Annotated in this window: 16 protein-coding genes and 1 other RNA gene; 6 read left to right on the forward strand and 11 right to left on the reverse strand. The window is 64.2% G+C overall.

What is annotated here, in order from left to right:
* Positions 1-50: 50 nt before the first annotated feature.
* The 5 genes from RCH14_RS03605 to RCH14_RS03625 all read right to left on the reverse strand — a co-directional run bounded on the left by RCH14_RS03605 (position 51) and on the right by RCH14_RS03625 (position 3373).
* Positions 51-338, reverse strand: a complete 288-nt coding sequence (locus tag RCH14_RS03605) for a hypothetical protein (protein WP_343024779.1) — start codon at positions 336-338, stop codon at positions 51-53.
* Between the two features lie 53 nt (positions 339-391).
* On the reverse strand, positions 392-1885 hold the full coding sequence (glpK, locus tag RCH14_RS03610; RefSeq protein ID WP_343024780.1) for a glycerol kinase GlpK: 1494 nt from the start codon (positions 1883-1885) through the stop codon (positions 392-394).
* 58 nt (positions 1886-1943) lie between these two features.
* Positions 1944-2291: RNase P RNA component class A (gene rnpB, locus RCH14_RS03615), an RNA gene on the reverse strand.
* An 88-nt stretch (positions 2292-2379) separates the two neighbouring features.
* On the reverse strand, positions 2380-2937 hold the full coding sequence (locus RCH14_RS03620) for a hypothetical protein (protein WP_343024781.1): 558 nt from the start codon (positions 2935-2937) through the stop codon (positions 2380-2382).
* A 10-nt stretch (positions 2938-2947) separates the two neighbouring features.
* The gene (locus tag RCH14_RS03625; RefSeq protein ID WP_343024782.1) at positions 2948-3373 is read right to left on the reverse strand and encodes a hypothetical protein; all 426 of its coding nucleotides are present in this window, start codon (positions 3371-3373) and stop codon (positions 2948-2950) included.
* A 251-nt stretch (positions 3374-3624) separates the two neighbouring features.
* Here RCH14_RS03625 and RCH14_RS03630 point away from each other — a divergent pair, with 251 nt between their 5' ends.
* The 6 genes from RCH14_RS03630 (at position 3625) to yghU (ending at position 10856) form a co-directional block, all read left to right on the forward strand.
* A complete protein-coding gene (locus RCH14_RS03630) occupies positions 3625-5322 on the forward strand; it encodes a thiamine pyrophosphate-binding protein (protein ID WP_343024783.1) in 1698 nt (565 codons plus the stop codon).
* A 99-nt stretch (positions 5323-5421) separates the two neighbouring features.
* Positions 5422-6594, forward strand: a complete 1173-nt coding sequence (gene ftsY, locus RCH14_RS03635; RefSeq protein ID WP_343024784.1) for a signal recognition particle-docking protein FtsY — start codon at positions 5422-5424, stop codon at positions 6592-6594.
* A gap of 15 nt (positions 6595-6609) precedes the next feature.
* A complete protein-coding gene (locus RCH14_RS03640; protein WP_343024785.1) occupies positions 6610-7281 on the forward strand; it encodes an ATP-binding cassette domain-containing protein in 672 nt (223 codons plus the stop codon).
* Positions 7278-8198: a permease-like cell division protein FtsX gene (gene ftsX, locus RCH14_RS03645; protein WP_343024786.1), complete on the forward strand. Its 921-nt coding sequence runs from the start codon at positions 7278-7280 to the stop codon at positions 8196-8198. The genes RCH14_RS03640 and ftsX overlap by 4 nt, the downstream gene beginning before the upstream one ends.
* Positions 8199-8785: 587 nt before the next feature.
* The gene (gene rpoH / locus RCH14_RS03650) at positions 8786-9676 is read left to right on the forward strand and encodes an RNA polymerase sigma factor RpoH (protein WP_343024787.1); all 891 of its coding nucleotides are present in this window, start codon (positions 8786-8788) and stop codon (positions 9674-9676) included.
* A 337-nt stretch (positions 9677-10013) separates the two neighbouring features.
* On the forward strand, positions 10014-10856 hold the full coding sequence (gene yghU, locus RCH14_RS03655) for a glutathione-dependent disulfide-bond oxidoreductase (RefSeq protein WP_343024788.1): 843 nt from the start codon (positions 10014-10016) through the stop codon (positions 10854-10856).
* A gap of 58 nt (positions 10857-10914) precedes the next feature.
* On the opposite strand, the gene RCH14_RS03660 is transcribed toward yghU, so the two are convergent.
* The 6 genes from RCH14_RS03660 to pstS all read right to left on the reverse strand — a co-directional run bounded on the left by RCH14_RS03660 (position 10915) and on the right by pstS (position 18057).
* Complete coding sequence (locus tag RCH14_RS03660; protein ID WP_343024789.1) at positions 10915-11442, reverse strand: hypothetical protein; 528 nt, start codon at positions 11440-11442, stop codon at positions 10915-10917.
* Positions 11409-12881 carry a hypothetical protein gene (locus tag RCH14_RS03665; RefSeq protein WP_343024790.1) on the reverse strand — a complete coding sequence of 491 codons (1473 nt, stop codon included), beginning with the start codon at positions 12879-12881 and terminating at the stop codon, positions 11409-11411. Before RCH14_RS03665 ends, RCH14_RS03660 begins: the two co-directional genes overlap by 34 nt.
* A 5-nt stretch (positions 12882-12886) precedes the next feature.
* Positions 12887-13456, reverse strand: coding sequence for a hypothetical protein (locus RCH14_RS03670; protein WP_343024791.1), 570 nt, complete (start codon positions 13454-13456; stop codon positions 12887-12889).
* 107 nt (positions 13457-13563) lie between these two features.
* Entirely contained in the window at positions 13564-16254 is a 2691-nt protein-coding gene (locus RCH14_RS03675; RefSeq protein WP_343024792.1) for an EAL domain-containing protein, read from the reverse strand.
* A gap of 21 nt (positions 16255-16275) precedes the next feature.
* On the reverse strand, positions 16276-16938 hold the full coding sequence (locus RCH14_RS03680; protein ID WP_343024793.1) for a response regulator transcription factor: 663 nt from the start codon (positions 16936-16938) through the stop codon (positions 16276-16278).
* 90 nt (positions 16939-17028) lie between these two features.
* Positions 17029-18057, reverse strand: coding sequence for a phosphate ABC transporter substrate-binding protein PstS (gene pstS, locus RCH14_RS03685; protein WP_343024794.1), 1029 nt, complete (start codon positions 18055-18057; stop codon positions 17029-17031).
* Between the last annotated feature and the right edge of the window lie 100 nt (positions 18058-18157).

Raw genomic sequence — 18157 nt, forward strand, 5'->3', positions numbered from 1 at the left:
CGTCGCCGGGCGCACGCCCGGCGCGGCACGATACCGTGCATCATGACGGCCTACGCGCTGCCGGTGCCGCTGTAGACCATGGTGCCCCCCAGCCCATCGCCCCAGGCCGGACCGTCGGGCGTGGCGGAGATCCGGTCGGTCAGCGTTTGCCCGATCACGCTGTTCTTCATCGTGCGCGCCCCCAAATTGCCGGACACGCCGCAGTTCAGCGCGATCTGGTACGTGCTGTTGGCGGTGCAGGCCGCGCTCAGCGGCACGCTGCCAAAGCCATACTGCACGGTGCCGTGGCCGGCAAAGCTGGCGCCATAGAGCGTGTCGGCATTGCCGACCGTGGGCACGCTGGCCGTTTTTTTTGCAACACGCCTTACATCGCTGTCATGAGACCGCTGATCTACGCTTCAGGTTCCGCCCATGACCGTGAATGCGCCACCGCCCGCGCCCAGCGCGCCATCAGCACGGCGCGGCGCCCGGCGTCCATCCGGGGCTCGAAACAGGTGTCGACCTGCCACTGGTGTTCAAGTGCTGCCGGCGATTCCCAGATGCCGCATGCCAGGCCGGCAAGCCAGGCGGCGCCCAGCGCCGTGGTCTCGGTCACGCGCGGACGCACCACGGGGATGCCGAGCAGGTCGGCCTGGAATTGCATCAGCAGGTCGTTGCGCGCTGCCCCGCCATCGGCGCGCAGTTCGGTGACGGCGCAGGCGGCGTCCTTCTGCATCGCCGTCAGCAGTTCGGCGCTCTGGTAGGCAATCGCTTCGAGCGCGGCGCGCGCGATGTGGGCGCCCGTCGTGCCCCGCGTCATGCCGAGGATGGCGGCGCGTGCATACGGATCCCAGTGCGGCGCGCCCAGGCCGGTGAACGCCGGCACCAGCATCACGCCGCCGCTGTCGGGCACGCTGGTGGACAGCGCCTCGACCTCGCGCGACTGGCCGATGATGCCCAGGCCGTCGCGCAACCACTGCACCGTCGCCCCGCCCATGAAAACGCTGCCTTCGAGCAGGTAGTCGGTGCGCCCGTCGAGCGTCCAGCCGACAGTCGCCAGCAAGCGGTGGTGCGATACCGGTGGCGCGGCGCCGGCATGCATCAGCATGAAGCAGCCGGTGCCATAGGTATTCTTGACCATGCCCTTGCGGTGGCACGCCTGGCCGAAGGTGGCCGCCTGCTGGTCGCCGGCGATGCCGGCAATCGGGATCGGGTGGCCGAACCACTCGGCGGCGGCATGCCCGGCCACGCCGCTGCTGGGCACGATCTCGGGCAGCACCGCGCGCGGGATGTCGAACAGCGCCAGCAGGGCGTCATCCCAGGCCAGCGTGTGGATGTTGCACAGCATCGTGCGCGCGGCATTGCTGGTGTCGGTCACGTGCCGCCCGCACAGGCGGTACACCAGATAGCTGTCGACGGTGCCGAAGGCCAGCTCGCCCCGCTCGGCCCGCTTGCGCGCGCCGGGGACATGGTCGAGCAGCCATTGCAGCTTGGTCGCAGAAAAATAAGCGTCCAGTTCCAGGCCGGTCAGCTCGGCGATCATCGCCGCCCTGCCCGCCTCGCGCAGCCGGTCGCAGGCGCCGGCCGTGCGCCGGTCCTGCCAGACAATGGCGTTGGCCACGGGTTCACCGGTAGCGCGGTCCCACAGGAGCGTCGTTTCGCGCTGGTTGGCGATACCGATCGCGGCGATGCGCGAAGGATCGATGCGGCTGTCGGTCAGCGCGGCGCGCGCGCAGGCGAGCTGGCTGTCCCAGATGTCGCGCGGATCGTGCTCGACCCAGCCGGGCTGCGGGAAATGCTGCGCAAATTCGCGCTGGCAGCTGGCGATGGCCACGCCGGCATCGTCGAACACGATCGCACGCGAACTGGTGGTGCCCTGGTCGAGGGCGAGGATGTAGTGGGGCACTTAGGTCTCCGGGACGACCGGGGAAAACGCGCACCGAGCGGTGCGCGTCATGAATTATGTGTAAAGCAGGCCGATAGGCCGGATTCTGTGTAGCGCCACCTTGCGGCGACACTTGGACAATCATTCCTCTAGGCGCTGAATTACTCCAGCGCTCAAGCTTCCTACCCGCACGCTCCGCGAGCAACATCAACGCGTGCCTATTTGGAATTGCTCCGAGTGGAGGTTACCGCGTTTCACCGTAACTAAATACGCTCGTCTCTGTGGCCCTATTCCTCGCCTTGTACCACTGGCTTGCGCCAGCGGATTTCGGCGGACGGCCGTTAACCGTCACCCTGCTCTATGGAGTCCGGACCTTCCTCCCGTCCACGACCTTGCGGCGTGGACCAGCGACTGCCTGGCCTGCTTCACGGGGCGTATTGTACCCGTTTGAAGAAGTGATCAGGGAATCGTCGTAGCATGACAGACCTGCTCCGCAAATCCCTGATGGAGAACCGCTAATTGAGCGCAATCGATTCGGCGCCGAGGCCGAACAATTCTTCGATCAATTTGGCAATGTTCGCGCGTACCGCACCTTCATTTGCGACCCGAAGGCGCTCGACACCGGAAAATGCCTCACTGAATGATGCGGTGTACGGCACCGAGATGCGACGATTCAAGCGTTCTTTGCCGGTAGAACGCTCGACGAGGGAATACGTCACGCCGACCGTCACGGTCATATCGAATCCCATCATCGGCTGATCGACACGCTCCAGGTGCGCCACCAGCATGTACTTGCCCATTTGCTTGCCGTTAGCCAGCAGGCCGACTTCTCTCAGCGACCCTTCCAGAGCCTGTTCGAATTCGCCGTTGCCGACATTGGACACCCACATGGGGTTCGTTTCCTTGCCCCCTGTAACATCGCGAACAGCAATACTGCTGCGAAGAGGCGTCGGCGCGACCCTTTGTTGTGGCGATGAATGGGCAATCATCTGGTCAATCCGCGCGGGCGCAGCGCAGCCGGACAGGATCAGCGTCAGAGCAAGCGCTACCGAAGTCAGTTTACGTGTCGACATCGATACCCTCTCAGAGCGCTGCGGCGGTGGCGGTCGCTGGAGCAACGCGCGCTGGCCCGATCAGACTGGCAGATGTGCCAACCGCTCCAGGGCATTTTTTCAGGATGGCCGCCTGATGGGTTGCTTCATACTCGCCTCGAAGACGAGCGTAGTCAGCTTCCTGTTGCTTCGTACCACCCAGTGCAAACAGCGCAGGCCAGAACAGAATGATGCCGACGCCGGCAATGGCCTTGTCGTTCGATGCAGCTTCATCCAGGCGACTTCCCAGTTGCCCGACGCGCGACTGGATACGCTGGATTTCGCTGCCCAGCTGATCGCAGTCGTAAGACTGATACTGCATCGGTGACGTGTAGGCGATTGGCACATCCTTCGATGCAGTCGCGCATCCAGCCAGCGCAATCGACGCGGCTACTATGGATGTCATGGTCTTTTTCATTCCGTATTCCCTATTGGCGTTATATTTTTTGACAACGATCGTTGCCCCGCAAATGTAGGTTTGACGGTATGTACGCATCAATCCGAAAAGAAACATTTCCTCAAAGCTATTCTTTACGCATGAAGCCGTTGTTTTTCAGTAACTTCATGCGTTGCGACGAATCTGAAATTTAGTGTCGTTATTTCAAAAGCCGTGTTTTGAGCGCTCACATAGAATGCTTTGCAAGCGAACCCTATAAGGACGATCCCCCCATGACGCACCCTTCCCGCACCGGCGGCCAGATCCTGGTCGATGCCCTCTCCATCCACGGCGTCGATACCGCCTTCGGTGTCCCCGGCGAAAGCTACCTGGACGTGCTCGACGCGCTGCATGATTCGAATATCCGGTTCGTGATCAACCGCCAGGAAGGGGGCGCGGCGTTCATGGCCGAGGCTTACGGCAAACTCACAGGCAAGCCGGGCATCTGCTTCGTCACGCGCGGCCCCGGCGCCACCAATGCGTCGATCGGGGTGCACACTGCGTACCAGGATTCCACGCCGATGATCCTGTTCATCGGGCAGGTCGGCAACGACTTTGTCGACCGCGAAGCGTTCCAGGAAATCGACTACCGCCGCATGTACGGCCAGATGGCCAAGTGGGTCGCCCAGATCGACCGCGCCGACCGCATCCCCGAATACATGGCGCGCGCGTTCCAGGTTGCCACCAGCGGCCGTCCGGGTCCGGTGGTGCTGGCACTGCCCGAAGACATGCTCGTGTCAATGGCAGACGTCGCCGACACGCGCGCCTATGTGCCAGCGCACGGTGCGCCATCAAGCGACCAGATCGCACAGCTGCGCACGATGCTGGCCGAGGCCGAACGCCCGGTCGTGCTGCTCGGCGGTGGCACCTGGACTGCGCAAGCGTGCGCCGACCTGGCGCAGTTCGCCGAGCGCAACCACCTGCCGGTGGGCTGCACCTTCCGCTTCCAGGACCTGCTCGACAACGCACACCCGAACTACATCGGCGATGTGGGCATCGGCATCAATCCGAAGCTGGCCGCGCGCGTGAAAGACGCCGACCTGGTCATCGCCATCGGCCCGCGCCTGGGCGAAATGACCACCGGCGGCTACACGCTGCTGGCCGCGCCCGTGCCGGCCCAGCGCCTGGTGCACATCCACCCCGATCCGGAAGAACTGGGCAGCGTGTACCAGGGCGAACTGATGATCGCGGCCGGCATGCCGCAAGCGTGCGCGATGCTCGCCGCGATGGCGCCGGTCGATGCAACCTGGCAGGACAGCGTGACGCAGGCCAGGGTTGAACTGGCCGCATGGCAGGCGCAACCGGCCCTGCTGCGCGAAGGCGTCCCGCTCGACCTGTGGCAAGTGGTGCAGGATCTGCAAAGTGCATTGCCGGCGGATGCCATCATCACCAACGGCGCCGGCAATTACGCCTCGTGGGCACACCGCTTCTACCGCTATGGCGGCATGCGCACCCAGCTGGCGCCGACCAATGGCGCGATGGGGTATGCGGTGCCGAGCGGCGTCGCCGCCAAGATCGTGCATCCCGAGCGCGCCGTGGTGACCTTTGCCGGCGACGGCGAATTCATGATGACGGGCCAGGAACTGGCCACCGCCGTGCAGTACGGCGCCGGCGTCGTGATCCTGGTCTTCAACAACAATATGTTCGGCACGATCCGCATGCACCAGGAGCGTACCTATCCGGGCCGCGTGTCAGGCACCAACCTGCACAATCCCGATTTCGCGGCGCTGGCACGCGCCTATGGCGGCCACGGCGAAGTGGTCGACCAGACCGCCGACTTCGCACCGGCCCTGGCGCGCGCGCTGGCCTACACCGCGCAGGCACAGCTGCCGGCCGTGATCGAGCTGCGTTACGACGGCAATCTGATCACGCCGAACGCCACGCTCGAGATGATGCGCGCACAGGCCGAGGCCGCAAAAGGAGCACGCTAGCGCGCAAAGCGGGAACGTATTGCTGCTCTGGTAAAATATTCGCACGTTTTTTCATCGCCGGCCCCGCCGGCGTTCGCACGAAGTCCCCCACCAGACACTATGTTCAGCTTCTTCAAAAGAAAGAAAGCGCCCGATACCCCGGCGCCCGAACCCACTGCGCCCGTTGCACCTGCTGCACCAGCGGCACCGGCGGCGCCGGTCGCCAGGCCAGCGCCAGCGGCGCCCGTCGCGGCCAAGACCGAGGTGAAGACCGAGGTCAAGCCCGAGGTCAAGCCCGCAATCAAGACCGGCGTCAAGCCTGAAGTCAGCGTGCTGCACGAAGGCGGCAACCTGTTCCCGGAAACCGCCGAGCGCCCCACCACCGAGCAGGAAAAGAAACACTCGTGGATGGCGCGCCTGAAAGCCGGCCTGTCCAAGACCTCGAGCAACCTGTCGCTGCTGTTCGTCGGTGCACGCATCGACGAAGACCTGTACGAAGAACTCGAAGCGGCGCTCTTGATGTCCGACGCCGGCATTGCCGCCACCGAACACCTGCTCGCCGAACTGCGCCGCAAGGTGAAAGAAGACAAGCTGCTCGACGCAGCGGCCGTCAAGGGGGCGCTCAAGAGCCTGATGATCGAGATGCTGCTGCCGTTGCAAAAGCCGCTTGAACTGGGCCGCCACGCCCCGTTGGTGATGATGATCGCGGGCGTGAACGGCGCCGGCAAGACCACCACCATCGGCAAGCTGGCCAAGCACATGCAAAGCTTCGACCAGTCGGTGCTGCTGGCTGCGGGCGACACGTTCCGCGCCGCCGCGCGCGAGCAATTAATGGTCTGGGGCCAGCGCAACAACGTCACCGTGATTTCACAGCAGTCGGGCGATCCGGCCGCCGTTGCATTCGACGCGGTCCAGTCGGGCAAGGCGCGCGGCACCGACGTCGTCATGATCGACACGGCCGGTCGCCTGCCGACCCAGCTGCACCTGATGGAAGAGCTGAAAAAGATCAAGCGCGTGCTCGACAAGGGCATGCTTGGCGCACCGCATGAAATCCTGCTCGTCATCGACGGCAACACGGGCCAGAACGCGCTTTCGCAAGTAAAGGCGTTCGACGATGCGCTGGGCCTGACCGGCCTGGTCGTCACCAAGCTCGATGGCACCGCCAAGGGCGGCGTGCTGGCCGCAATCGCGCAGAACCGCCCGATTCCCGTGTACTTCATCGGCGTGGGCGAAAAGCTGGAAGACCTGCAGCCATTCAATGCCGAAGAATTCGTCGACGCCCTGCTCGGCTGATCGAACAAGGACCCCATGATTGCATTCCAGTCAGTATCGAAGCAGTACACCCATGGCGACGCGCGGGGCAGCTACGCGCTGCACGACGTCACGCTCGACATCGCCAAGGGCGAGCTCGTCTACCTGGCCGGCCCGTCGGGCGCGGGCAAGTCGACCCTGATGAAAATGGTTGCCGGCGTCGAGCGGCCAACCAGCGGCAAGGTGATCGTCAGCGGGCATGACGTCGGCCGCATCAAGCCGGCCGGGATTCCTTTCCTGCGCCGCAATATCGGCATCATCTTCCAGCAGCAACGCCTGCTCAACGACCGCAATATCCTGGCCAATACGATGCTGCCGATGCTGGTGACCGGTGCGCGCACGGCAGAAGCCGAGCAGCGCGCCCGCGCCGCGCTCGACAAGGTCGGCCTGCTCGACCGCGCGCGCGCGATGCCACTTGAACTGTCGGGCGGCGAACAGCAGCGCGTGGCCGTGGCGCGCGCGATCGTCAACCGGCCGCAGATCATCCTGGCCGACGAACCCACCGCCAACCTCGACCGCGTCGCGGCCGACAAGGTGCTCGATGCGCTGCGCTCGTTCCATGCGGTCGGCGTCACCTGCGTGATCTCGACCCACGACGATTACGTGCTGGAGCGCGCCGAGCGCGTCATCCGGCTCGAAAATGGCCAACTGGTCGGAGGTGCAGCATGAGCCCGTGGTTGCGCCAGCACCGTTTCGCCCTGGTGGCCGCGCTGTCGACCGTGCGCAAGTCGCCCGGCAGCTTCCTGTTCAACGTGCTCGTCGTCGCGCTGGCGCTCACGCTGCCGTTCGCGGGCCTCACCTTGCTCGACAATGTACGGCCGCTGTCCGAGCAGTTATCGGTCGACCCCGAGATCAGCCTGTTCATGGGCGAGGATGTCAGCCGCCCCGATGCACAGGCGTTGCTGCCGCAGATTCGCCAGATCGTGGCGCAAGGCAAGGGCGAGGTCACGTTCGTGCCGCGCGAAGAAGCCCTGGAGTCGCTCAAGGAACGCAGCAGCCTGGGCGGCGTGCTGGAAACGCTGGGCGAGAATCCGCTGCCGGACAGTTACGTGATGAAACTGGACGGCTTCGCCAACGCAGGCGCCGCGGCGCAGGTTGACGCCATCACCGAGCGCCTGCGTGCCCTGCCGGGCGTCGAGACGGTGCAGGTCGACTCTGCCTGGGTCAAGCGCCTGGCCGCGCTGCTCGGCATCCTGCGCCTGGCCCTGTTGCTGCTGGCCGGCACGCTCGGTATTGTCGTCATCGCCGTGGTGTTCAATACCATCCGCCTGCAAGTGCTGACGCAGAAGGAAGAAATCTCCGTCTCGCAACTGCTCGGCGCCACCAACGATTTCATTCACCGCCCGTTCTTCTACACCGGCGCCCTGCTCGGCCTGTGCGCGGGCGGCGTGGCGCTGGGCGTGGTGGCGCTGGCGCTGCACCCACTCAATGGCGCCATCGCTGAATTTGCACGGCTGTACGGCTCGCAATTCCAGCTGGCGCCGCTGGGCGGGCTGGCCATTGCCGGCTTGCTGGCGGTCAGTGCCGGACTGGGCCTGGTTGGCGCCCTGCTGTCGGTCCGTCGTCACCTGGCACGCATGCGCTGAGGGACTGCAGGGGTGCCGGCAGCGGCACTCCTACAATATTGCTGAATAAAAAAGATGGGCCCAGGGTATTGAAAAAACCCCACGTGGCACCACCTTTAGAGCAGGGCGAGGCGACCGTTGCGCTGCCTCCCCGATTACCTGGCCATCAACATGCGCCGCCGCGCGCCGATGCTCCTACGGTCACTTCGCACTTCCCTACGCTGTCTTGCGTAGAACTCCTACAGACCTTCCCAGGCGTACGTGCGTTAGTCAACAGAGCGGTTCTCCAGCACGCCTTACTCTGAACCTATCCGCGATTTCCCCCGTTTATCGGCTCAACCGTGGGCTGAATCAAGTGACTAGCCGACTGATGTTCCAGAATGGATTGCTTGCGGAATTAATTCCCATGGGCAATACTTTGGACAGTCTTAAGTTCTGGCCACGTTCTGGCACTCTATTTGGGGGAGTGCTAATATATGGTCCAAGGCAATCGAATTTCAAGAAAAAGTATCCGCTTAACACGAAGCGACATGCGCTTCGTGATGGCGTCACCGGCATGAGGCCGAGGCCCATCAGGATGCAGTAAGATTATTAAAAGGGAAATAAACATGTCCGCACAATCCGCATTGGTCCCGACCAGCAATCGTGCTCTGGGACTAGGTTTCACCGGCAATCTCGGCAATATCGATGCGTACATCTCGGCGGTGAACCGCCTGCCGATGCTGACGCACGAAGAAGAGATGTCGCTGGCAAAGCGGCTGCGCGACGATAACGATCTCGACGCAGCGCAAAAGATGGTGCTGTCGCACCTGCGCCTGGTGGTGTCGATCGCGCGTGGCTATCTGGGCTATGGCCTTCCACACGCCGACCTGATCCAGGAAGGCAATATCGGCCTGATGAAGGCAGTCAAGCGTTTCGACCCGAACCAGGGCGTGCGCCTGGTGTCGTACGCAATGCACTGGATCAAGGCCGAGATGCATGAGTACATTCTCAAGAACTGGCGCCTGGTGAAGGTCGCGACGACCAAGGCGCAGCGCAAGCTGTTCTTCAACCTGCGCAGCAACAAGACCGGTCTGGACGCGATGTCGCCGGGCCAGGTCGACGATCTGGCCAAGCTGCTGGGCGTCAAGCGCGAAGAAGTGATCGAGATGGAAACCCGTCTGTCGGGCCGCGACATCGCGCTCGAGTCGCCAACCGACGACGAAGACGACAAGTTCTCGCCGATCGCCTACCTGTCGTCGGAGCAGCAAGAACCGACCAAGGTACTCGAAGCGCAGCAGGTCACACGTCTGCAGTCCGAAGGCCTGGAATCGGCGCTCGGCAAGCTCGATCCGCGTTCGCGCCGCATCATCGAAGCGCGCTGGCTGGCCAACGACGACGGTTCGGGCGCCACGCTGCACACGCTGGCAGAAGAATTCAGCGTGTCGGCCGAGCGGATTCGCCAGATCGAATCGGCTGCCCTGAAGAAAATGAAGGGTACGCTGACGGCGTTTGTTTAAAGCCGCCCTGCTCTCTCTGGAACCCCGCCTTGGCGGGGTTTTTTTATGCGGTTTGGTTTTTTGCAATGGCGCTTCTGTGGATTTTTAGCTGTAGGGTGGACGGGTTGCCCGTCCACGCGTTCAACAAAATGTGGCCGCCACGAAACCGGAGTAATTTGAACGCGTGGACGGCATAGCCGCCTCGCCGGCCACGTCCACCCTACGGCTTTTTTGCGGCATCTACGCACGCTGAACGAACGCACAGGCTCGCGGCCCCAGCCCATTAAAGCAGCCGCCAACACGTTTGCGGCCCATTGGCTAGAATGGCCCTTCTGACACGTCAGCTCAAGGAAAAGCCATGCCTGATTCAACGCCGTATGTCCCGCCAACCGTCTGGACCCCGCCTGCTACGCCGGGCGGCGCCTTTGCCAGTATCAATCGCCCCGTCGCCGGATCGACCCACGAGGGGGCGCTGCCGGTAGGCGAGCACCCGCTGCAACTGTATTCGCTGGCCACGCCCAATGGCGTGAAGGTCTCGATCATGCTCGAGGAACTGCTGGCCGCCGGCCATGCGGGCGCCGAGTACGATGCCTGGCTGATCCGCATTAACGATGGCATGCAGTTTTCGAGCGGCTTTGTCGACGCCAACCCCAATTCGAAGATTCCCGCCCTGGTCGACCGCAGCGGTGCCGAGCCCGTGCGCGTGTTCGAATCAGGTGCCATCCTGGTGTACCTGGCCGAAAAATTCGGCGCTTTCCTGCCGAAGGATGGCGTGGCACGTACCGAGACGATGAACTGGCTGTTCTGGCAGATGGGCTCGGCGCCATTCATGGGCGGCGGCTTCGGCCACTTCTATGCGTATGCGCCCGAAAAACTGCAGTACCCGATTGACCGCTACGCGATGGAAACCAAGCGCCAGCTCGACGTACTCGACCGCCATCTGGCCGACAACCGCTACATGGCCGGCGACGACTACACGATCGCCGACATGGCCATCTGGCCGTGGTATGGCGGCATGGTGCTCGGTCAGCTGTACGACGCCGCCACGTTCCTGTCGGTGCACGAGTACAAGCACGTCAAGCGCTGGGCCGATGCGATCGCTGCGCGCCCGGCCGTGGTGCGTGGGCGCAAGGTCAACCGGTCGTTCGGGCCGGCAGAAGACCAGGTACTGGAACGCCACAGCGCTGCTGATCTCGACTGATCGCACGTGCCTGGGCATGCGCCGCTGCACAACGCCCCGCGACTGAGCAAGGCCTGCGTCATGCTTTGGGCGGCCGTTTCTTGTCCTGACGCTTCGTCGCGCGCGCCTTGTGCTGTTCCCAGCGGGCGGCAGGCAGGCGTGCATCTTGGAGCGAGCTTGCCCGCGTGTCGTGGTAATACGGCACGTCGGCCCACGCCACTTCGACCACGACTTCCCGGACGTCGGATAATTGCTGTGTCTCGAACGCCAGCTCGCCAGATTCGACAGACCCGGCGGAGCGCGACAGCTTGACGATCTTGTCGGGGACGCTCAGGTGAATTTCGGCTTCGCTGCCCGGATCGACATGGCGAAACAAGGGTAATCTGCCCGCCAGGCCCGGGATGACTTCGCGGCCTTCGTCGGACAGCGCCAGTGTCAGGGTGCGCGTGGCCGGGTCGTAGCGCGTGGCGCGCACGTCGGCCACATAATGCAGCGCGCGCGCAGCCTTGTTCTGCAGCCGCACGACGACCTGCAGGCGCGCATCCAGCGGGGCCACCGACTGGATGGATGCGCTCAGCTCGTCGGATTTGCTGTCGTTGTTCGCCATGTATCCCCCTTGTCGATTGCCTGCGATTGGCCCAGTACGCCGGCCACGGCCGTGATATCGCAAAACCGCTCGCCCAATCGTTGCCGGAAGCGGGTTTTACTCTTTGTCGTCTGTAGCAGCGCGCGTTCGCAGAACGCCAGCTCGCGCCGCACCTGCGCGGCCGGTAGCGCCGCCCATAATGTGCAGATCGGCACTTCGGGCGCCCATGCATCGAGCGCTTCGGTGAAAGCGCGGCCGATCGCCGGGGCGTCGGCGCCGGCCAGATACCGGGTCAGCAGCGCGTGCATCAGTCTGACCGGCGCGACCAGTGCCCACTGCATGTAGGGGCTGGGCCAGGCACGCTCGCGCAGCAATGCCATCAACTGCGCCGGCGTCTCGGTGGATTGTCCGTCTGCGCTTTCCCAATAGGCGCTGGTACCCAGCAAGGCTGCGTGGCGCCGCTCGGCGTGAAGGCGATCGGGGTGCAGCGCAATGAATGCGGTGCCCAGCTGCGTGCTGCTCATCACGCGGCGGCCCCGCGCGACCATGATGTTCCAGAAGTCGAGCAAGGGTTCAACGAAGCCGTCGAGCAGCTGACGTCGCAACGACTGGTCGCCCGCCATGAGCGTGCAGGCCTGTGGTGAAAACGCGTAGTAGTCGCGGAAAAAATGGTCGAAGAACGCATGCCCGACCTCGGTCCCGCGCACGAAGTGGTCGCGCGCGCAGCGCAGCATCTGCACTTGCCGCGACACGGGCGACCTGGACACCAGCGTGGCGATGATGCAGCAGCTTTCGCAGTCCGAATCGGTCTTGCCGCAATGGTTGCCGGGGTCGCGCAGCGTGGCGCTGGCGCCCTGCCGGTTGGCCAGATCGGTGCGCAGATCGTTTTCGTCGATGATGGCGGCGCGTTCTTCGGGTGAGGACGGATCGCAGGTGCCGGTCAGGGCCAGCAAGGTGTTGTTGACGATGCGAAAGGCGTGGGAAAACTCGTGGTACAACGCGACCGGCGCGGACACCCCCAAATCGAGCGAACCGCCGGAACCGGCGCTGGCCACGCAAATGGTCAGCTGCGTATCGTAAATGACGAGGCACTGCTCGGTCGGGTTGAGGCTGGCGCCCGGCAAGCCGCTCGACTTGGGCGGCAAGGCGGTGCCGTTGTTGGCCATCGACGTGCCATCGTCGAGTACCAGCGATTTGAGGCCGGCAACGACGATCGTGTCGACGTTGTTCGCGCCGCTGCCGTAGTCGGGCGAAAACCCCGTGTTGATCATGGCGTCGAGACGCAGCTGGGGCGGGCCGTTGACAGAACGGGTATAGGTGATGCGCTGCTTGCCGGCCGCAGGATCGGCGATGCCGAGGCCCGTGTCATTGGCGATGATCGTCATGTCGATAAAACCTTGCGTCGGATCGAGATCGTCCGACCCGATGCCGGTCGCATCCTGCAGGATGAACGTGGCCATGGCGGCTATCCGATCGGCCGTTGCGGCGGTGGCAGCGGCTTCCAGTCCTGGCCCGTCGGCTGGCGCTCGCGGTACACCGGCGAAGGGCATACGGCGGGACAAGGTTCTTGCGGAGGGGGCGCGGGCGGGCAGCAAGCCTGCACCTGCCCCAGGAGTTCGCGGTGGCGGTCGACGTCGCCGGCCTCGGGCGCATGGACGCGCTCGCTGATGCCCTCGATACGCGCCAGTGACGCCTGAGATGCCTCGCTGATGCGTAGTTGAAGGGCCAGCTTGCGCAGACTATTACACAGCAGCGTATTGCTGTTGGCCAGCTCGCAGATGATGGTGTCGTTCTGCTTGCGATTGTGGTCGAGCAGGCCGGCGGCAATGATCTGCACCTGAATCAGCGCAAACAAGCCCTGCGACACATTGGCAAAACCCGTCGCCAGTGTGGCGTCGATCTGGGCCAGGCGGCTGTTGGTCTGCACCAGCTCGTTGCGGACATCGGCCGTGTTATCCGCCGTGGTGGCGGTGTTGCTTGCGACTTGGTCGAGTCGCGCGTTGATCTGGTCGGCAACATCTTGAAGGTTCGGCATGGGATCCTTTCACACCGGGCATGTCCGGTGCAGCCACTCTATGCCGCGCCTGCATCGCCAGACCGATACCGCTCAAACGTCAGCACGGAACTTCGCTGATCACTCGCTCACGACGCTGCTGCTGCGACCTCGAGCAGGTAGCGCTGCGTCATCAGCGCCGCCATGTCCTGCGCCGGCATCGGCCGCGCGATGAAGTAACCCTGCACCTCGTTGCAATCCAGGCCGCGCAGGATGGCCAGTTGCTCGGCAGTTTCCACGCCCTCGGCCACGACCGACATCCCCAGTGCATGCGCCATCGACACGATCGCCTGGAAGAACACCTTGCCCTCTTTCGACCGGGCCAGCTCGTTGGTGAATGCGCGGTCGACCTTCAGCACATCCATCTTCAGGCGCTGCAATTGCGACAGCGACGAGTAGCCCGTGCCGAAGTCGTCCACGTGCAGCTTCACGCCCAGCGCACGCAGCGCCGCCAGTTCGGCCAGGATGTCGTCCTGGTCGCCCATCATGGCCGACTCGGTGATTTCCACCTCAATCAGGCTGGCCGGCACGCGGTAGCGCACCAGGGCTGCATGCAATTGCCGCTGCACGCCGCCACGCAGAAACTGCTTGGGCGAGACGTTGATCGACACGGGCACGAGTGGCACGCCGGCCTCGCGCCAGGCGGCCAGTTGCGCACACGCCTTGTCGATCACGACCTCGCCGATGCGAATGATCAGGCCGGTCGCTTCGGCCAGCGGAATGAAGTCGCCCGGCGCGACCATCCCCAGCGTTGGATGGCGCCAGCGTACCAGCGCCTCCATGCTCAGCAATTCGCCACTGTGGGCGTCGACGCGCGGCTGGTAGTGCAGCACGAACTGGTCGCCCTCGAGCGCCTCAAGCATGCTTTGCTTGAGCCGCGCGCGCGACGTGAGCGTCGTCGACAGCGACGGATCGAAGAAGCGGTATTGCCCCTTGCCGTCGTTTTTGCCGACATACATGGCGATGTCGCTGTGGCGCACCAGCGTCTCGGCATCGGTGCCATCGCGCGGGTACATGCTGATGCCGATCGACGCGCCCACGGCGTGCAGCTCGTCTCCCAGCAAAAACGGCACCCCGAACGCATCGACGATGCGCGCCGCGACCGATGCCGCCTGACGCTCGCCGTCGCACGGCGTGAGCAGGACGACGAATTCGTCGCCGCCAAAACGCGCTACCTGGTCCGACGGACGCAGCAATGACATCAGGCGCTGGGCCGCGCACTTGAGCACCGCGTCGCCGGTGGCATGGCCGTGCGAATCGTTGACGTGCTTGAATTCGTCCAGGTCGATGAACAGCAGCGCCGCGCCCATGCTGGCCCCTTGCGCCTGCGCCAGCATCGCGGGCATGCGTTCCAGGAAAGCGTGACGTGTGGCCAGGCCAGTCAGTGCATCCTCGTTGGCCAGGCGCTCGAGCTGCGACTCGTGGGCCTTGCGCTCACTGATGTCCTGCAGCGTGACGGCCAGGCCATGACCGACCCGCACCAGACGACGCCGGCCCCAGCTGATGTTGAGACGATTGTCGCTCGGCATCTTGCGGTCGTCCTCATGGAAACCCGTCTCCATCGCCTTGCGGTAGGTGGCCAGCAAATCTTCGCCGAACAGGCCCGCGTCGATCTCGGCCAGGCTCGCGCCGACCAGGTCGTCGCGCGTCATGCCGTAGAAGAAGGCGCCCCGTTCATTGCAATCGACGATGCGAAAGTCGACGATCTGCCCGTCGCGCCCGCGCATGGCGGCGGCCATGTAGAAGCCGTCGTTGCCGCTTTCGGTGGCGGTGCGGTAGGCACGCCGCACATCGTCCTGCTCCTTGCTGCGCCCCAGCGCGCGCTGCGCCAGAACGGCGCCGACCGCACCCAGCAGCATCAGGCACAGCGTGGCGGCGATGGCGCGGTCGCGGCTTTCGGTCCAGTAGAGATTGCTTGCGGCCAGCGTATCGGGGCTTGGCAGGCCGACCAGCGCCACCAGTGGATAGACCGGCGACTGGCGCCAGCCCAGGATGCGTGACTGGCCGTCGGCAAAGCCATCGGCCCCGTCGATCTCGCGCACGCCCTGCTCGCCCGACCAGGCGGCGCCGCGGCGCGGCAGCGTGGCCGTGTCGAAGAACGCGGCGCCATCGCTGCGCTGTTCGACGCGCAGCCGCCCTTCGCTGCCGGCCAGCGCCACGATGCCGCCGGCGCCCAGCGTGGCCGGGCTGACAAACGACGTGAAGTAGCGCGCATCGACCGCCATCATGACCACACCGTCGAACTCGTCCTCGCGGTCGTCGAGGCGGCGCGTGAACAGCACGACGTCGTCGGCTGCGCCGAACTGCGCCGGTGTGGTGCCGACCCGCAGCGCCGTCGAGTTGTTGTCGCGGTGGCGCGAAAAATACGGGCCGTCCGCCAGGTCGGCGCCAACCAGACCGGGCCGCGTGCTGGAGCGCACGATGCCGTAGCGGTCCAGCACGGCGACCACCTGGAAGGCGCTGTCGGTGAACATGCCGTCGCGCCGCATGTCAGCCAGTAGTTCCGGCTTGCGCGAGTTCTCCCAGCTGAACTTGAGCTGCATTGTGATCTGGTCCATCTGCGCGACCGAACGCGTGATGTATTGTTCGTAGGCTTCGGCGTAGGCGGCAGCGTCCTTGCGGACCTGGCCGGCGACGCGCGCCTGTTCGGCGTCCACCCGCAACAGGGTCGCGCCCCACAGCGCAATGCACAGCAGCAGGGCAAGCAGCGGCCATGCCAGCACCAGATAGCGCTTGCTACGGTGTGGCGTGGCGGAAGGGGCAATCGGGGGGTGGCTCATGCTGCCAGCGAACGCTGCATGTCAGGTCGGCGCCAGCATGTAACCGGCGCCGCGCACGGTCTTGATCAGCGATTTCGCACGGCCCAGCGCCTTGCGCAGACGCAGCACGTGGACGTCGACAGTGCGCTGGTCGAGCGACTGGTGCGCGTCCCACAGTTGTTCAAGCAGTTGCGAGCGCGAAAAAACCTGGCCCGGATGGCACAACAAAAAACGCAGCAGGCGGTATTCGGCGTGCCGCACTTCGACCCGGCTGTTGCCGACCTTGACGCTGCAGCTGAGCGGGTCGAGCACCAGGCGGCCCGAGCGCAGCAGCCGCGATTCGGGCGACAGTTCGCGCGCTTCGCCGATCGGCGCTTGCGGGATGAATTCGGGATGCGACACCGCTGCCGGCAACGCAGGCGGACGCTCGCCTTCGGCACATTCGGCCGCCAGCAGGATGACGGGCTGCTCACGCAGACGCCGGTCGCCACGCAGGCGCGCCAGCAGGCGCATGCCGCCTTCGTTGCGCAGCATCGATTCCTGCAACAGCAGTTCAGGCCGTTCGCGCCCGATGAAGTCCCAGGCGTGCGCCAGGCTTGGCACGTTGTGCCAGACCCACTCGTCCTCGTGCAGCGAAAATTTGAGCAATTCGGCGATGGCCGGCTTGTCATCAATCACCAGGACGATCGTGTTCGCCATTGTCATGGGATTTCCAGTCTGTGAGATGCCGAGGTTGAATGAGCTGATAAAAAAATCCGGCAGTCAAGCTGCCGGATCGTTACATCGCCTGCCTGATTACATGATCGCTTTGCCCGAAGCATCTTTCAGGTTGGCTTTCCAGGCATCCTGCACTTGCTTGACGACGCTCGCTGGCATCGGTACGTAGTCCAGTTCAGCCGCTGCAGAGGCGCCGTTCTTGAAGGCCCAGTCGAAGAACTTGACGACTTCCTTGCCCTTGTTGGCGTCAGCCTGTTCCTTGTGCATCAGGATGTACGACACGCCGGTGACTGGCCAGCTTTGCTTGCCGGCGCCGTCGGTCAGGACCACGCCAAAACCTGGGGCCTTGGTCCACTCGGCGTTCGCGGCAGCTGCCTTGAACACGTCGTCGCTTGGCTGCAGGTCGACGCCTTCTTTATTGCGCAGCTGGGTGTGCGACAGCTTGTTCTTTTTCGCGTAAGCCCATTCGACGTAGCCGATCGAACCCTTGATACGCTGCACGTTGGCGGCGACGCCTTCGTTGCCCTTGCCGCCCACGCCCACGGCCCACTTCACGGTGGTGCCCGAGCCGATGCTTTCTTTCCAGGCCGGGCTGGTTTTCGCCAGGAAGTCGGTCCACAGGAACGAGGTGCCCGAGCTGTCGGCGCGGTGCACGACGGTGATGTCGGTATCCGGCAGCTTGACGCCCGGGTTCAGCGCGGCGATCGGCGCAGCATTCCACTTGGTGATCTTGCCCATGTAGATGTCGGCCAGCACCGGGCCGGTCATCTTCAGCTGACCTGGGGTCACGCCTTCGACGTTGACCACGGCAACCACGCCGCCCATGATGGCCGGGAACTGCATCAGGCCTTCTTTTTCCAGTTCATCTGCTTTCAGGGGCATGTCCGACGCGCCGAAATCGACGGTCTTGGCCTTGATCTGCTTGATACCGGCACCCGAACCCACCGACTGGTAGTTCAGGCCATTGCCGGTCGCTGCCTTGTAACCCTCGGCCCACTTGGCGTAGATCGGGTACGGGAAGGTAGCGCCTGCACCGGTCATGTCGGCGGCAAACGAGGTCGTCATCACGAGTGCGGCAGCAGCGCCGGCGAGGATCTTTTTGAACATTGTTATTCCTTAGTTGAGGGATATGTTTTGAACTACAGGACAGAGAATAGCCTGCGAATATGACCTGTTTATGACTTCAAAAACGGCGTATTCATGACGC

Source organism: Massilia sp. MP_M2, assembly GCF_039123635.1.
Classification (GTDB): domain Bacteria; phylum Pseudomonadota; class Gammaproteobacteria; order Burkholderiales; family Burkholderiaceae_D; genus Telluria.